This window comes from Achromobacter sp. RW408 (assembly GCF_003184165.1).
Lineage (GTDB): Bacteria > Pseudomonadota > Gammaproteobacteria > Burkholderiales > Burkholderiaceae_B > Achromobacter > Achromobacter xylosoxidans.
Map to the genome: position 1 here is coordinate 293419 of NZ_QHHO01000022.1, position 13794 is coordinate 307212.

The 13794-nt window shown below is 69.2% G+C and carries 14 protein-coding genes and 1 pseudogene; 5 read left to right on the forward strand and 10 right to left on the reverse strand.

Annotated elements, in window-relative coordinates; translation table 11 throughout:
• Positions 1-81: 81 nt before the first annotated feature.
• From ruvX to DK459_RS03600, 3 genes are all read right to left on the reverse strand, one after another.
• A complete protein-coding gene (gene ruvX, locus DK459_RS03590; protein ID WP_006388576.1) occupies positions 82-483 on the reverse strand; it encodes a Holliday junction resolvase RuvX in 402 nt (133 codons plus the stop codon).
• A complete protein-coding gene (locus DK459_RS03595) occupies positions 476-1063 on the reverse strand; it encodes a YqgE/AlgH family protein (protein WP_006388575.1) in 588 nt (195 codons plus the stop codon). Before DK459_RS03595 ends, ruvX begins: the two co-directional genes overlap by 8 nt.
• A 127-nt stretch (positions 1064-1190) precedes the next feature.
• Positions 1191-1355: a rubredoxin gene (locus DK459_RS03600; protein WP_003814980.1), complete on the reverse strand. Its 165-nt coding sequence runs from the start codon at positions 1353-1355 to the stop codon at positions 1191-1193.
• A 119-nt stretch (positions 1356-1474) separates the two neighbouring features.
• Here DK459_RS03600 and DK459_RS03605 point away from each other — a divergent pair, with 119 nt between their 5' ends.
• The 3 genes from DK459_RS03605 to hemL are packed head-to-tail and all read left to right on the forward strand — an operon-like array spanning position 1475 to position 4265.
• The gene (locus DK459_RS03605) at positions 1475-2320 is read left to right on the forward strand and encodes a bifunctional hydroxymethylpyrimidine kinase/phosphomethylpyrimidine kinase (protein ID WP_349675236.1); all 846 of its coding nucleotides are present in this window, start codon (positions 1475-1477) and stop codon (positions 2318-2320) included.
• Positions 2317-2982: a thiamine phosphate synthase gene (thiE, locus tag DK459_RS03610; protein ID WP_110134454.1), complete on the forward strand. Its 666-nt coding sequence runs from the start codon at positions 2317-2319 to the stop codon at positions 2980-2982. The genes DK459_RS03605 and thiE overlap by 4 nt, the downstream gene beginning before the upstream one ends.
• Positions 2983-2987: 5 nt before the next feature.
• Positions 2988-4265 (forward strand): glutamate-1-semialdehyde 2,1-aminomutase, encoded by a 1278-nt coding sequence (gene hemL, locus DK459_RS03615; protein ID WP_047993571.1) that lies wholly within the window; start codon positions 2988-2990, stop codon positions 4263-4265.
• Between the two features lie 100 nt (positions 4266-4365).
• Here hemL and DK459_RS03620 read toward each other — a convergent pair whose 3' ends face one another.
• Positions 4366-5109, reverse strand: coding sequence for a lytic transglycosylase domain-containing protein (locus DK459_RS03620; RefSeq protein WP_110134455.1), 744 nt, complete (start codon positions 5107-5109; stop codon positions 4366-4368).
• A 305-nt stretch (positions 5110-5414) separates the two neighbouring features.
• Between DK459_RS03620 and DK459_RS03625 the strand changes: the two genes are divergently transcribed.
• The gene (locus DK459_RS03625; RefSeq protein WP_024067662.1) at positions 5415-7142 is read left to right on the forward strand and encodes a DUF342 domain-containing protein; all 1728 of its coding nucleotides are present in this window, start codon (positions 5415-5417) and stop codon (positions 7140-7142) included.
• 130 nt (positions 7143-7272) lie between these two features.
• On the opposite strand, the gene DK459_RS03630 is transcribed toward DK459_RS03625, so the two are convergent.
• Genes DK459_RS03630 through DK459_RS03655 form a run of 6 tightly spaced genes read right to left on the reverse strand, consistent with a single transcriptional unit; the run spans position 7273 to position 13052 of the window.
• Positions 7273-8079 (reverse strand): glucose 1-dehydrogenase, encoded by an 807-nt coding sequence (locus tag DK459_RS03630; protein WP_006388569.1) that lies wholly within the window; start codon positions 8077-8079, stop codon positions 7273-7275.
• 14 nt (positions 8080-8093) lie between these two features.
• On the reverse strand, positions 8094-8705 hold the full coding sequence (locus tag DK459_RS03635) for a cysteine hydrolase family protein (RefSeq protein ID WP_006388568.1): 612 nt from the start codon (positions 8703-8705) through the stop codon (positions 8094-8096).
• Entirely contained in the window at positions 8702-9235 is a 534-nt protein-coding gene (locus DK459_RS03640) for an aromatic-ring-hydroxylating dioxygenase subunit beta (protein WP_006388567.1), read from the reverse strand. The genes DK459_RS03635 and DK459_RS03640 overlap by 4 nt, the downstream gene beginning before the upstream one ends.
• On the reverse strand, positions 9226-10569 hold the full coding sequence (locus DK459_RS03645; protein WP_049053520.1) for an aromatic ring-hydroxylating dioxygenase subunit alpha: 1344 nt from the start codon (positions 10567-10569) through the stop codon (positions 9226-9228). Before DK459_RS03645 ends, DK459_RS03640 begins: the two co-directional genes overlap by 10 nt.
• Positions 10570-10578: 9 nt before the next feature.
• Positions 10579-11823 carry a dienelactone hydrolase family protein gene (locus DK459_RS03650; RefSeq protein ID WP_070541234.1) on the reverse strand — a complete coding sequence of 415 codons (1245 nt, stop codon included), beginning with the start codon at positions 11821-11823 and terminating at the stop codon, positions 10579-10581.
• Between the two features lie 41 nt (positions 11824-11864).
• Entirely contained in the window at positions 11865-13052 is a 1188-nt protein-coding gene (locus tag DK459_RS03655; RefSeq protein WP_026384893.1) for an ABC transporter substrate-binding protein, read from the reverse strand.
• 262 nt (positions 13053-13314) lie between these two features.
• Between DK459_RS03655 and DK459_RS03660 the strand changes: the two are divergent.
• Positions 13315-13794 (forward strand): annotated as a pseudogene (locus tag DK459_RS03660) (AraC family transcriptional regulator); the annotation flags it as partial.

Below are 13794 nucleotides of genomic sequence, written 5' to 3' on the forward strand. Positions count from 1 at the left end.
AACCCTTCCGTGGTCAGCAGATGAATCAGTTCGCCACGGCGGTCGAGTTGCGGATTGAGCATGGGCGGGCCGGCGCCGGCGTCAAGGCGCCGGCGGCTTGTCCAGGTAGCGTTGCAGGATGACGGCCGCGGCCATGGCGTCGTCGGCCGCGTGCGTGCCAAGCAGGCGTTGCGCCTCCATGCTGGAGCCGCGCTCGTCGACCAGTTCCACCGCGACGCCGAAGCGGCCGTGCAGCTGATTGGCGAAGCGGCGGCAGCGCGCGGTGGCGGGCTGCTCGCCGCCATCGGCATCGAGCGCCAGGCCGACCACCACGCGATGCGGTTGCCATTCCCGCAGCAGCGCCTCGATGCGCGCGAAACGCACATCACGCACTTCGCTGAAGATGATTTCCAGCGGCCGCGCGTGGCGCGTCAGCGTATTGCCGATGGCCACGCCGATCTTCTTCTCGCCGAAGTCGAACGCCAGCAGGGTTTCTTCAGGCATGGCCCGCGTCGCCGGCCAGCATCACGGGATCGATGCCCAGCAGCTTGAGCGCGGCGGGGTAGCGATCCTCGGGCGGCACGTCGAAGATGATGTGGTCGTCGGCGCCGACCGACAGCCAGGCGTTCTGGCCCATCTCGCTTTCGAGCTGGCCGGCGCCCCAGCCGGCGTAGCCCAGCGTGACCAGCATGCGGGCCGGGCCGTTGCCGTCGGCCACGGCCTGCAGCACGTCGCGCGAGGTGGTCAGGGCCATGGCGCCCAGCTTGATGCTGGAGCTGTAGTCGCCGGCCGGCGCGTGCAGCACGAAGCCGCGGTCGGTCTGCACCGGGCCGCCGAAGAACACCAGCGTGTCCTTGACCGGGCCGATTTCCAGCGCCAGGTCGATGCGCTCGAACAGCGTGCCGAGCGTCAGGTCCGTGGGCCGGTTGATGACCAGGCCCAACGCGCCGCGTTCGGAGTGTTCGCAGATATAGATGACCGAGCCGGCCAGGCTGCCCTCGACCATGCCGGGCATGGCGATCAGGAACTGGTTGGCGAAGTTGGCGGCCTGCGTGGTGGTTTCTTCGTGGTGTTTTTCCGTCATGGCAACCCCTCTGTGGGTAGTCTGATAGAACCGGGGGCCCGCCGCACTGGCGTGGCCCGTCGGGAGCGCGGGGTGGACATGGCCTCCCCTCGTTGCAAGCCTTGGCGGAATACGTCGGCGCTGCGGATCAGATTTCCATCAGTTCGAAGTCCTCTTTGCGGGCGCCGCATTCAGGACAGACCCAGTTCGGCGGCACGTCTTCCCAGCGGGTGCCGGGCGCGATGCCTTCGTCGGGCAGGCCTGCCTCTTCGTCGTAGACCCAGCCACAAATCAGACACATCCAAGTACGCATAGTTCTCTCTTACATCAAATCCCTGCCGTCGTCCCCCCTACGGGGCAAAGGCGGGAGGCATCCATTAGAATGGGGACAATCTTACCGAAACCCAATAGGGGTTCCCCTGATTCTTCGCAATTGAGTCCGGGCACCCTTACTCTAGCGCTGTCCACGTGGCCCCCGTTACTCCCCCTCTCGTTTTGGTCTTCGGCCCGCTCGATCCTTCGGGCGCCGACGGCTTGCCCGCGGATGCCGTCACCTGCGCCCGCCTGGGCTGTCATGGCTTGGCGGCCGTCACGGCGCTGACCGTGCAGGATACCGCCGGCATCGAAGAAATCCATCCCGTGTCGCCCGACCTGCTCGACGACCAGGCCCGCTGCCTGCTCGAAGACATGTCGGTACAGGCGATCAAGGTGGGCGGACTATACACCGCCGAAACGGCAAGCGTGGCCGCCCAGGTAGCGGCCGATTACAGCCAGGTGCCGCTGGTGCTGCACCTGGGCCAGCGCGCCCAGGTGCCGGCCGACGCCGCCGACGAGGACGAGGCCGACGATCTGCTGGCGGCCGTTCTTGAGCTGGTGCTGCCGCAGACCGACCTGCTGATCGTCGAACACCTGCGCCTGGCGCAATGGCATGCCGACGGCGACATCGATATCGGGGACGCACCGTCGCCGATGCACGCCCTGGTGGCGGCCGGCGCCGAATGGGTGCTGGTGCTGGGCAGCCCGCAGCGGCCCGGCCACCATGCCAACGTGCTGCTCGGCCCCAACGGCCAGACCACCACCCTGCCGTGGCAGGCGCCCCCGGACCGCAACGGCGATGCCGGCGGCCTGGCGGCCACCGCCATCACCGCCCTGCTGGCGCGCGGCCTGGAAATGCCCGAGGCGGTGCGCCAGGGCCTGGCCCACGCCGACGCGGCGGTCGCCGCCAGCTTCCTGCCGGGCATGGGCCGGCGCATTCCCAACCGGATCCAACCGCAATGAAAGCCCTGCGTTTTCCCGCCGGCCTGTACGGCGTCACCCCCGAATGGGACGACACCGAGCGCCTGATGCGCGCGGTGCGCCAGGCCGCCGAGGGCGGCATGCGCGCGCTGCAGCTGCGCCGCAAGGACGTGCCCGACGCGGTGCGCGCCGAGCAGGCGCGCGCCCTGGCGCCCCTGTGCCGCGAGCTGGGCGTGGTGTTCCTCATCAATGACGACTGGCGCCTGGCGCTGGAAGTCGGCGCCGACGGCGCCCATGTCGGCCGCGACGACGACAGCCTGGCCCGCATCCGCGCCGAAGCCGGCCCCGACCTGATCCTGGGCGGCTCCAGCTACGACGACCTGGGCCGCGCCCGCGAACTGCTGGACGCCGGCGCCGACTACATCGCCTTCGGCGCCATGTTCGCCTCGCGCGTCAAGCCGGACACCGTGCGCGCGCCGCTGTCGGTCCTGACCGAGGCCCGCGCGCTGGTCGAGGAACGCGACGCGCCGCGCCCCGCGGTGGTCGCCATCGGCGGCATCACGCCCGGGAACGTGGCGTCGGTGGCCGCCGCCGGCGCCGATTCGGTCGCCGTCATCACCGGCCTGTTCGAGGCGCCCGCCATCCGCGCCGCCGCCGCGGCCTGCGCCGCGCCCTACTCCATCAACCGCAACCTGAAGCCCTGACCGCCATGTCACGTAACGCCCAGCTTTTCGAACGCGCCAGCCGCAGCATCCCCGGTGGCGTCAACTCGCCCGTGCGCGCCTTCCGCTCCGTGGGCGGCACGCCGCGCTTCATCAAGCGCGCGCAAGGCCCGTACGTGTGGGACGCGGAAGACAAGCAGTACATCGACTACGTCGGCTCGTGGGGCCCGGCCATCCTGGGCCATTCGCATCCGGACGTGGTGCGCGCGGTGCAGGAAGCGGCCGTCAATGGCCTGTCGTTCGGCGCCCCCACCGAGGCCGAGATCGAGCTGGCCGAGGTGCTGATCGCGCGCCTGCCGTCGCTGGAACAGGTGCGCCTGGTCAGCTCCGGCACCGAGGCCACCATGACGGCCATCCGCCTGGCGCGCGGCGCCACCGGCCGCAACAAGATCGTCAAGTTCGAGGGCTGCTACCACGGCCACTCCGACAGCCTGCTGGTCAAGGCCGGCTCGGGCCTGCTGACCTTCGGCAACCCCAGCTCGGCCGGCGTGCCGCCCGAGTTCGTCTCGCACACGCTGACCCTGGAATACAACAACCTGGACGCGGTGCGCGAGGCCTTCGCCCAGCACGGCGCCGACATCGCCTGCATCATCGTCGAGCCGATCGCCGGCAACATGAACCTGATCAAGCCGGCCGCCGGCTTCCTGGAAGGGCTGCGCGAGGTCTGCACGCAGCACGGCGCGCTGCTGATCTTCGACGAGGTCATGACCGGTTTCCGCGTCGGCCCGCAGGGCGTGCAGGGCCTGTCGGGCGTCAAGCCCGACCTGACCACGCTGGCCAAGGTGATCGGCGGCGGCATGCCGGTGGGCGCCTTCGGCGGCAGCGCCGAGATCATGAAACACATCGCGCCGTTGGGCGGCGTCTATCAGGCGGGCACGCTGTCCGGCAACCCGGTGGCCGTGGCCGCCGGCCTGGCCACGCTGCGCCTGATCGCCGCGCCCGGCTTCTACGACAAGCTGGCGGCGCAGACCGCCAAGCTGGCCCAGGGACTGCAGGAACGCGCCCGCGCCGCCGGCCTGGCGTTCTCGGCCGATTCGGTCGGCGGCATGTTCGGCATCTACTTCAGCGACAAGGTGCCGGCCACGTTCGCCGAGGTCTCGGCCTGCGACACGGCGCGCTTCAACCGCTTTTTCCACGCCATGCTGGACCACGGCGTGCATTTCGCGCCGTCGGCGTTCGAGGCCGGCTTCGTCTCGGCCACGCACGACGACGCCGTCATCCAGGCCACCCTGGATATCGCCGAGAAGGTCTTCGCGACGGTCTGAGCGCGGCGCGAGGCGCGCCGGCGGGTCCCGGCCTGCCGAACGCGCTGCAACACGCCCTGGCGGCCCTGGAAGGGCTTGCGGGGCGTTTTTGTATCCAGCCCTAGGGTGTCTTGTATTGCTGGTACAGCGCCGTGACGTTGCGCACGTACTGCTGGGTCTCGGCATAGGGCGGCACCGCGTCGTACTTGCGCACCGCGCCCTCGCCCGCGTTGTAGGCCGCCAGCGCCAGGTCCAGGCGGTTGGGATACTGGTCGATCAGGCGCCGCAGCAGGCTTGAACCCGCCTTCACGTTGGTGGCCGGATCCACCAGCGCCCGCTCGATGTCGTCCGACACCAGCAGGGTCGCCGCCGTCGCCGGCATCAGTTGCATCAGGCCCAGCGCCCCCTTGGGCGAGCGCGCATCGCTGCGGAACCCGGATTCCACCGCGATGACGGCGGTCAGCAAAGCCCGGTCCACGCCTGAATCCCTGGCTGCCTGCGCGATCAATTCGTCATGCGCGGTGGACGGCGGCGCCGCCCGCCAACGGGCGGCGCGATCGCCCAGGGTCAGCAGGCTCGCGCCGTCACCCGCACGCGGTTCGCAGTCCAGGCAGACTTTGAGGCGGGAGCCGCGCAGCGCGGTGCGGACCTGGGCGCGCTTGTAATACTTGGCATAGCCATTGGGCACCTTCATGGCGCGCCAGACGCCGAACGGATCTTTGTAACGATAAATTTCTGCGGCGCTGGCGCCGCCGGCGGGCGCCAGCGCCGCCACCCCGGCCACCAGGGCCGCGATCACCAGGCCGGCCACGCGCCCACGACAGCGGCGCGGCCTGGCCGACGAGAAGGAAAAGGGGGATGACATGGCATCGAGGCTCCGGCGGCGTCCGGGGACGCGGGATCGAACGCCTATGCTGAGCCGCTGCGCGCGCTTTGTCGCTCCTGCCTATGGACTAGGACGCGCTGGCGTTGCGGTTCGAGCGCGCCCCGCCCCCCCAGCGACTCGGGCGGCAATCCGTCTGAAATAAGGGCCGGACCTACATCTTTTTATGCCCTCCAGCCCCCTTCTACTGCGCAGTAGCCCCGGATTCATGGGTTAACATGTCGCAATATTTCGTTTAATTACTAAATGAATGGAACCCGGCGCAGACCGCCGGGCGGGAGGCGGAGATGGGCGCAGACAACACGCTCCAGCTGGTGCTGGATGCCACTACCAACGTCCTGACGGCGATCTACACGCCGCCATCCGCCCCGGAGGGCGCCAACGCGCCCCCGGCCGCGCCGTCCGAAGGCGAATCGGCCGAAGCCTCGGACACCGTCATCGCCGCTCCGCTGGCCGCCACCCTGCCCAGCTGGGATACCCTTGCCGCCCTGGCCACTGCCCAGGGCTGGTCGACGGAGGCGCTGGACAACCACGCCGTCATCGCCTTCATCGACCTGTGCCGCCACGCCGCCGAACCGGTCCAGGTGCCGGTGGGCAAGCTGATCGACGGTTCGTTCGACCTGGAAGTGGACGCGACCTGCATGTCCGCCCTGGTCACGCTGCATCCGCCCAAGGGCGGCAAGCCGGTGGCCCTGGCCGTGCTGCGCCAGGCCATCGCCGACCAGGGCATCGTCCACGGCGTGCTGGAAAAGGAACTGGCCGAAGCCGTCGAGCGCGGCGGCGCGCAGACCGTGCTGATCGCGCAAGGCACGCCGCCCACGCGCGGCACCCCGACCCGCTTCGAGAGCCTGCTGGACCGCCTGAAGCCGCGCGCGCAGGAAATCGACGAACTGGCCCAGATCGACTACCGCGACCTCGGCAGCCTGTTGCTGGTGACCCCGGGCATGCCGCTGATGCGCCGCATTCCGCCGCTGCCCGGCATCGACGGCTGCAACGTGCTGGGCCAGCCGGTGCTGCCGGATGAACTGCCCGACACGCCGTTCAATGCCGAGATGTCCGGCGTCGAGATCGATCCGGAAGACCCCAACCTGCTGCGCGCCGCCATCGCCGGCTCGCCCAAGCTGATCCACCAGGGCGCGCAGGTCAATCCGGTGGTCGAGGTCGACGCGGTCGACCTGTCCACCGGCAACATCAACTTCCAGGGTTCGCTGCAGGTGCGCGGCGACATCAGCGCCACCATGGAAGTGCGGGTGACCGGCGACGTGGTCGTCAACGGCACCATGGAGGCCGCGCTGGTCGAGGCCGGCGGCAACGTCACGGTCAAGGGCGGCATCATCGGCATGGCCGAGGCCGTGGCGGACGGCGCCGGTGGCGGGGCCGCCAACACCGCCGCGCGCACCGCCCACATCGTCTGTGGCGGCGAAGTGCGGGCCCGCTTCATCACCAACGCCATCATCAGCGCCGGCCAGAACGTGGAAGTGGAACGCGAGATCCGCCAGAGCAGCATCGCCGCCGGCGGCAGCGTCAACGTCGGCCCGCCCAATACCCAGCAGACCGCCATCACCGGCGGCCAGACCCGCGCCCTGCAATCGGTGCGCGCCGGCACCATCGGTTCGCCGGCGGGCGTGCCCACGCTGGTGCAGGCCGGCCTGGATCCGCATGCCGACATCAAGCGTTCGGCGCTGACGCGCAAGCGCCTGAAGATGAACGAGGAAAAGGCCAAGCTCGAACAGCTACTGCTGTTCCTGCACGCCAACCCCGGACGCGCCGCCGGCGACGTGGTCGAGCGCGCCCGCAACACCCACACCAAGCTGGGCCGCGACCTGATCGAACTGGACGAGGAAGAAGCCCAGCTGATCCGCGACCTGCAGCCGCTGCATACGGCCACCATCATCGCCGCGCGGCGCTTTTGCGGCGGCACCAAGATCCAGGTGGGCAACCGCATGCAGGAATTCCTGGAAGACCAGGTGGGAGGCAAGGCCGCCCTGGAAGAAGGCGAGATCGTCATCCGCTGACGCGCGCCCCGCGGCCTGGCCGGCCCCCGGCATCACGCCCCGGCGCCCCCCGGCCCGCGCCGGGATCGCGGCGCGATGCCGGCCATGCCCGCGCGGTCCGATCCCGCGTCCCTCCGGCCGGCAGCCCGCCTCAGGGCGCCAACTGCTTGAACCAGGCGCGCGGCGAAATGCCGCGGTCCGGCCCCAGGATCGAGAAACCGCCGTCCACCGGGATATCCACGCCCGTCATCCACGAGGCCGCGTCGGAGCAGGCGAAACACACCGCCGCCGCGATCTCCTCGCCCGAGCCGACCCGGCCCAGCGGATGGAAGTGCGCGCCGACCGCGTCGGCGGCTTCGCGCGAGCCGCCGGCCAGTTGTTCGACCGACGGCGACCAGGTCCAGGCCGGCGACACCGCCAGCACGCGGATGCCGGCCGGCGCCAGTTCCACGGCGAAGTTCTTGGTGATCTGCAGCAAGGCCGCCTTGGAGGCCGGATACAGCGCGCGCCCGGCCGCGCCGAACTTGCCGCCGGTGCTGCCCAGGTTGACCACCACGCCGCCGCGCGGCAGCAGCGGCGCCGCCATCTGCGTGAAGATGGCGGCCGACACCAGGTTGGTGTCGAGCGTGGCGTGCCATTCCTCGCGGCTGGAGGCCAGCCCGCGATCGTTGTACTGGCAGGCGTTGTTCACCAGGATGTCGACGCGGCCGAAGCGCGCCAGCGCGGCATTCAGGCAGTGGCGGATCTGGTCGTCCTGGCCGATGTCGGTCTCGTGGAACAACGCGCGGTCGCCCAGGGCGGCGGCCAACGCCTGCCCCGCCTGCGCGTTGCGCCCCACCAGCACCACGTTGGCGCCGGCCGCCGCCAGCCCGCGCGCGATGTCCGCGCCCAGGCCCTGCGTGCTGCCGGTGACGATGGCGGTCTTGCCGGCCAGGCCGGGAAAGCCGGAAAAATCCATGATGTGTCCTTCGTTCAGTGCGCGGTGGCCGCCCAGCGCACCGCCTGCGCCACCGAGCCGGTCTGCGCGATCAGGCGCATGCTGGCCAGCGAAGCGTCATGCACCGCCGGATCGGCCGAAGCGCAGGCGTCTTCGGCCACCATGACATTGAAACCGATATCCGCCGCGTGCCGCACGGTGCCCTCGACCACCGAGTGGGTGGCCACGCCCGCCACCACCAGCCGGCGCGCGCCCAGCAGCCGCAGCGTCTCTTCCAGCGGCGTGCCGTAGAAGGCGCTGATGCGGGTGTGCTTGACCACGAATTCGCGCGGGCTGCCGGCCAGCGGTTGCAGGCCGTCGTAGAAGGCGCTGCCCCATTGCCCCTCGGCCACGGCGCCGATGCTGGCGACGTTGCGGAAGATGTCGCAGTTGGGCAGCAGGTCGGCATAGTCGGGCCTGAAGGCGATGCGCACGTGCACGATCGGCAGGCCATGGCTACGGGCGCCGTCGAGCAGGTCGGCGGCGCCGCGCAGCAGGCGCTGGCGCACCGCGCCATCGGCGTCCAGCCCGACGCGGATCTTGCCTTCGGGATGCAGCACGTCGTTCTGGTAGTGCAGCGCCAGCACCGCGGCGTCGATCGCGCTCACACGAACACCTCGAACACGTCGTGCGCGTCGTCGCAGTTCACCAGGTCCACGCGCTTCATGCGGATGCGCCAGCCGTCGCCATCGGCGGCCAGCTTGTGGGTGTAGCGGCCGGCCAGCTGGCGCGGCTGGCGCTTGCGCCATTCGGTCATCTGGAATGCCGAGTGCACCACCAGGTTGCCGCCGGCGTCCACGCCCTCGACCTGCACCGCGCCCACCAGCCGCGCGCTGCGCGTGGGCGGCTGCTGCGACCAGTTGCGCGGATGTTGCAGCCGGCGGATGCGCACGTCGCGCAGCATGCGGTCTTCCCAGAACAGCGAGATGTGGTCGTAGGGGCTGGACTGACCCGGCTCGCGCGGCATCCAGTACATGCCGTCGTCGGTCCACAGCGACTGCCAGTCGTCGTAGCGGCGCTCGTCCAGCAGCCGCGCCTCGCGGTACAGGAACTGGGCGATGCGGTGATAGGCCTCGGCCGGCACGTCGGCCGGCGCCAGGTTGGCGGTGGATACGTCGAACTCCAGGTCTAGCAGCATGCGCCTTCTCCTTGGCCGTGTGCGGGCGCCACGGGACCGGCCTCCATGTAGTTTTTCCAGGCGCGGAACTGGTTGCGCATCGGCAGCTCGCTGGTGCCGTTGACCGACACCATGCCGTCGGCGTCGCTGCGGTCGGTGCCGTGGTAGCGGTGCATGCTGACCCACTCGCCGCCACGGGTGGCGTTGCCTTCCTGGCAGCGGTTGTAGAGCTCGATGTCGTCCGGCATGACGTTGGACGACGGCGAATTGATGACGTTGGCGTACAGCATGGCGCGTTTGAACACGCCGTCCGGCGCGCCCTTGCAGCGGAACGTCTGGATCTCGATCAGCGTGCGATCGACGGCGATCGGCCGGATCACGCGGAACTGCTGGAACACCGTGTGCGGCGAGCCGCTGCCGTAGATGACGGTGTTGTGGCGGTTCATGCCGAGGATCTCGCGGGCGCGGTCGGCGCCGTAGGCCGCGGTCAGCGCCTCGAAATGGGCGCGCGACACCGGGTCGCGTTCAGCCGCGCCCGGGTTGAAGATGCCTTCCATGTAGCCGTGGCCGTTGTCGTAGGCGCGCAGCTCCAGCTTTTCCCAGAACTCGTAGGGCTCGCCGTTGCCGTCCATGATGTGCAGCTCGAACGGCATCTCGCCGATTTCCTTGGCCTCGTCGCGCGCGGCGGCGAAGGACGATTCGTGCGTCACGCGGGCGTGCATGGTGTCGTGCAGGTTCTCGTAGAACACCTTCCAGTTCGAGCGCTGCATCACGCGGAAAATGCCGCCGGCCACTTCCACTTCGCCCACCGGCGAGCGGTCGCACAGGTTGTCGATCGACGAGCGCACGCCGCCCAGGAATTCCGCCAGGCCCTGGCCGTCGCGCGCCTGACTGGCGAAGACGAAGCCGCGATAGCTTTCCACGCGCGGCAGGCGGCGCATGGAGAAGCTGGGGTCGGCGGGATCGTAGGCGGTGCCTTCCAGCCCCTGCTTGAGCGGCACGCCGAGATGGCTGCCGTCGAGCTTGAAGGTCCAGGCGTGGTACGGGCAGCGGAAGAACTTGCCGACGCAGCCGTCGCCGTCGGCCACCACCTTGGCGCCCTTGTGCGGGCAGCGGTTGTACAGGACGTGCACGCGGCCGTCGCTGGCGCGCACCATCAGCACGTCCTGGTCGCCCAGGCGCGTGGTGTGATAGTCGCCCGTCTTGGGCACCTGGCTTTCGTGGCCGACGTAGACCCAGGCGCGGCCGTAGATGCGCTGCATCTCCAGTTCGAAGATCGCCGGGTCGGTGTACAGGGCGCGGTGCACGCTGTCGCCGCGCACCATCTCGCCCAATTGTTGATCGCTATACGGCATGGCGGTCTCCTACTTGTTCTCGCTGTCTTTCCAGCGCGCCATCAGGGTGTTGGAAGGCAGGGTCTCGTCCAGCAGCTTCTGCGCGGTCTCGCGGCCGGCCACCGGCAGGCCCTTGGGATCGAGCACGCCAATCTGCACCAGCACGCTGGCCTGGTCCCAGTAGATGTGTTCGTGGCAGAGCTTGTCGCCGCGGAACTTGACGATGGCCACCAGCGGGATCTCGACGTACTTGCCGGTGGGCGCGACGCCGGGCAGCAGCCAGTCGATCTCGGTGGTGTGAGTGAAGCAGAACAGCAGTTCGTCGACGATCTGCGTCGCGCCCACGGTGCGCGACAACGGCACCAGTCTGGTGTCGGGCGGATTGCTGTTGACGAAGTGGTGCTGATAGAAGCGCGACAGTTCGCGGTAGCCCACGCCGCCGGTCATGGTGGGGATGTGGTTGACGTACGGCTCGGCCACCATGGTGGCCATGGTCGCGGCCACGTCACGGGTGCCGAACTCGTATTCGCAGTGCTTGTCCCACAGATACGAATAATCGAACTGCGGCCCGATCACGCGTTGCAGCGCGGCCATGCTGCGCTGGTGCGCCATCAGCGCCGACGGCTTGTCATAGTGCGCGCCGCCGGTGCGGGCGAAGGCGTGGTCCATGCCGGGATACACGTACAGCTCGACGTTCGACTTGCCGCCCAGCGCCTCCAGGATGCGCTGGCGCGCCGGCGGCGGACAGAAGCCGTCCTTTTCGGCGATGTGCAGCACCAGCCGGCCGCGCAGGTTGGCGGCTTCTTCCAGGCTGTCCTCGATGCCCACGCCGTAGTAGCCGATGGCCACGTCGGCATCGGTGCGGCAGGCGGCCAGGTAGGCCAGCTTGCCGCCCAGGCAATAGCCCAGCACGCCGGCGCCGCCCTGCTGCTCGGGCAGGGCGCGCAGCGCCGCCAGGGTCGCGGCGATGTCCTTGACGCCCAGCTCGACGTCGAAACGCTGATACAGCTCGAAGGCGCGCGGCATGTCGGCCGGGCCGTCGGTCAGCTGGATGCCGGGCTGCTGGCGCCAGAACAGGTCCGGCGCCAGCACCACGTAGCCTTCCTCGGCCAGCGCCTGCGCGGTGCGCCGCATGAAGTCGTTGATGCCGAATATCTCCTGGCACAGCACCAGCCCGGGTCCGTGGCCCGAGGCCGGCACGGCCAGGTAGGCGCTGAATGATTTGCCGTCGTGCGAGGCGATGGTCACCTCGCGCGTCGTGATGGTTGCGGTCATGCGTCTCTCCTTGATGCGTGCTGATGCGTGCGTCGCCTGCCTTACTTCATCTGGCAGGCGGCGGCGAACGGGTCGTGATACTGCGTCAGCACCGTGCCCGACAGCTTGTTGGCCAGCTTGCCGTCCGCGCCCTTGACGATGGTGCGCAAGTAGTAGTTCTGGATCGGGTACTGATTGCGATTGAACTTGAATTCGCCGCGCACCGACTTGAAATCAGCGCGGCGCAGGGCCGGGCGCAGCGCATCGGCGCCCAGCTTGCCGCCGGTCTGCCTGACCGCGCTGTCCAGCAGCATGGCGGCGTCGTAGCCCTGCGAGGCGTACAGCGTGGGGGTGCGGTTGTAGGTTTTCCTGAAGTCCTCGACGAACTTGCGGTTGGCCGGGTTGTCCAGGTCGGCCGCCCATTGCGACGAGTTATGCAGGCCTTCGATCGGCGCGCCCACCGCCGCGATCGTATCCTCGTCGCCCGAGAAGCCCGGCGCCAGCAGCACGATCTCCTTGCCCAGGCCGGCGCCGTTGAACTGCTTGATGAAATTCACGCCCATGCCGCCGGGCAGAAAGAAAAACACGGCATCCGGCTTGCTGGCGCGCAGCCGCGTGATCTCGACGCCGTAGTCGAGCTGGCCCAGCTGGGTATAGATCTCTTCCGACAGACCGCCCTTGTACAGGCGCTTGAAGCCATTGAGCGACTCTCGCCCGCCCGGATAATCCGGCGCGATCAGCGCCACCCGCTTGAAACCCTGGTCGGCGGCGTACTTGCCCATCGCCGCCGGGATGTCCTCGTTCTGCCAGGCCACCGCGAAGAAATTCGGATTGCAACCCGCGCCCGCATAGTTCTCGGGCCCGGTGTTGGTGCTGAGGTAGATCGTGCCCGACTGCAGGATGGCCGGCATCACCGGCAGCAGCACGTTGGAAAACACGATCCCCGTCATGACGTCGACCTTGTCGCGCTTGAGCAGCCGCTCGACCGCCTGGCGCCCGGCATCGGCCTTCTGCTGGTCATCGGCCACCACCACCTCGGCCGGCAGGCCGCCCAGCTTGCCGCCGGTATGCTGCAGCGCAAGATTGAAGCCGTCGCGGATCTCATTGCCCAGCGCCGCGCCCGGCCCCGACAACGTGGTCAGCAGGCCGACCTTGATCTTGTCCGCCGCCGACGCGCCGCCGGCCGCCGTCATACAGCCCACCGCGACCAGCGCCGCCAGCGCGCGCCGGCGCCATAGTTTTCCGTTCATGAGCCACCCCGCAGGTATCCGCCGGCGCCGCCGGCGCAATGCTGACAGAATCCGTCTGCCGTCGGTACACCCAGCCACCGATGAAAACTGCCAGCTTACGCGCCACGGCGCCGCCTTCCAACAACCCCCAGCTTAGGACGGCCGGGCGCGCGGCTCTATCCGAATCGGCGCACGCCTATCCGGGATTCACTTAATTCCAAACGCTTGACGATTGCATTACGCTCGACGGCGATACGGGAGCGTTCCCGTCCCGGAGGCATCCATGCACGGCTGGTCCCGCATCGAGCTGGCGCCATTGCTCAAACGACGCGTCTTCAGTTCCACCCAGCCCGCCGAAACGCGCGAACGCGTCTCCGAAGCGCTCAAGGAACACCGCCTGACCTGGAAAGGCGGCCGCGTCGACGCCGAACTGAACCGCGCCCGCTTCGGCGCCCTGAGCGTCTGTACGTTGCGCTACGGCGCCGAAGTCCACATCGAACCCGACCGCCTGCAGGACTTCATGCTGGTGCAGGTGCCGCTGCGCGGCCGCGCCCGCATCGAATGCGGCACCGACTGCGTCGACGCCCACCCCGACTGCGCCGCCGTCATCGCCCCCAACCGCGCCCTGAAACTGCACTGGGAAGCCGGCTGCGAACAACTGCTGCTGAAGATTCCGCGCGGCAAGCTCGAAGCCATCGGCCACCGCATCTTCGGCGACGCCGCCGCCCGCCCCCTGGACTTCAGCCCCGCGCTACGCCTGGAC

What these genes read in the sequence shown, in the direction of transcription:
- DK459_RS03640 (WP_006388567.1), bottom strand. Translation starts at nt 9,235, where the DNA reads ATGCTGCTAGACCTGGAGTTCGACGTATCCACCGCCAACCTGGCGCCG.
- DK459_RS03650 (WP_070541234.1), bottom strand. Translation starts at nt 11,823, where the DNA reads ATGACCGCAACCATCACGACGCGCGAGGTGACCATCGCCTCGCACGAC.
- DK459_RS03630 (WP_006388569.1), bottom strand. Translation starts at nt 8,079, where the DNA reads ATGGATTTTTCCGGCTTTCCCGGCCTGGCCGGCAAGACCGCCATCGTC.
- DK459_RS03595 (WP_006388575.1), bottom strand. Translation starts at nt 1,063, where the DNA reads ATGACGGAAAAACACCACGAAGAAACCACCACGCAGGCCGCCAACTTC.
- DK459_RS03645 (WP_049053520.1), bottom strand. Translation starts at nt 10,569, where the DNA reads ATGCCGTATAGCGATCAACAATTGGGCGAGATGGTGCGCGGCGACAGC.
- hemL (WP_047993571.1), top strand. Translation starts at nt 2,988, where the DNA reads ATGTCACGTAACGCCCAGCTTTTCGAACGCGCCAGCCGCAGCATCCCC.
- DK459_RS03655 (WP_026384893.1), bottom strand. Translation starts at nt 13,052, where the DNA reads ATGAACGGAAAACTATGGCGCCGGCGCGCGCTGGCGGCGCTGGTCGCG.
- DK459_RS03620 (WP_110134455.1), bottom strand. Translation starts at nt 5,109, where the DNA reads ATGTCATCCCCCTTTTCCTTCTCGTCGGCCAGGCCGCGCCGCTGTCGT.
- DK459_RS03625 (WP_024067662.1), top strand. Translation starts at nt 5,415, where the DNA reads ATGGGCGCAGACAACACGCTCCAGCTGGTGCTGGATGCCACTACCAAC.
- thiE (WP_110134454.1), top strand. Translation starts at nt 2,317, where the DNA reads ATGAAAGCCCTGCGTTTTCCCGCCGGCCTGTACGGCGTCACCCCCGAA.
- DK459_RS03600 (WP_003814980.1), bottom strand. Translation starts at nt 1,355, where the DNA reads ATGCGTACTTGGATGTGTCTGATTTGTGGCTGGGTCTACGACGAAGAG.
- ruvX (WP_006388576.1), bottom strand. Translation starts at nt 483, where the DNA reads ATGCCTGAAGAAACCCTGCTGGCGTTCGACTTCGGCGAGAAGAAGATC.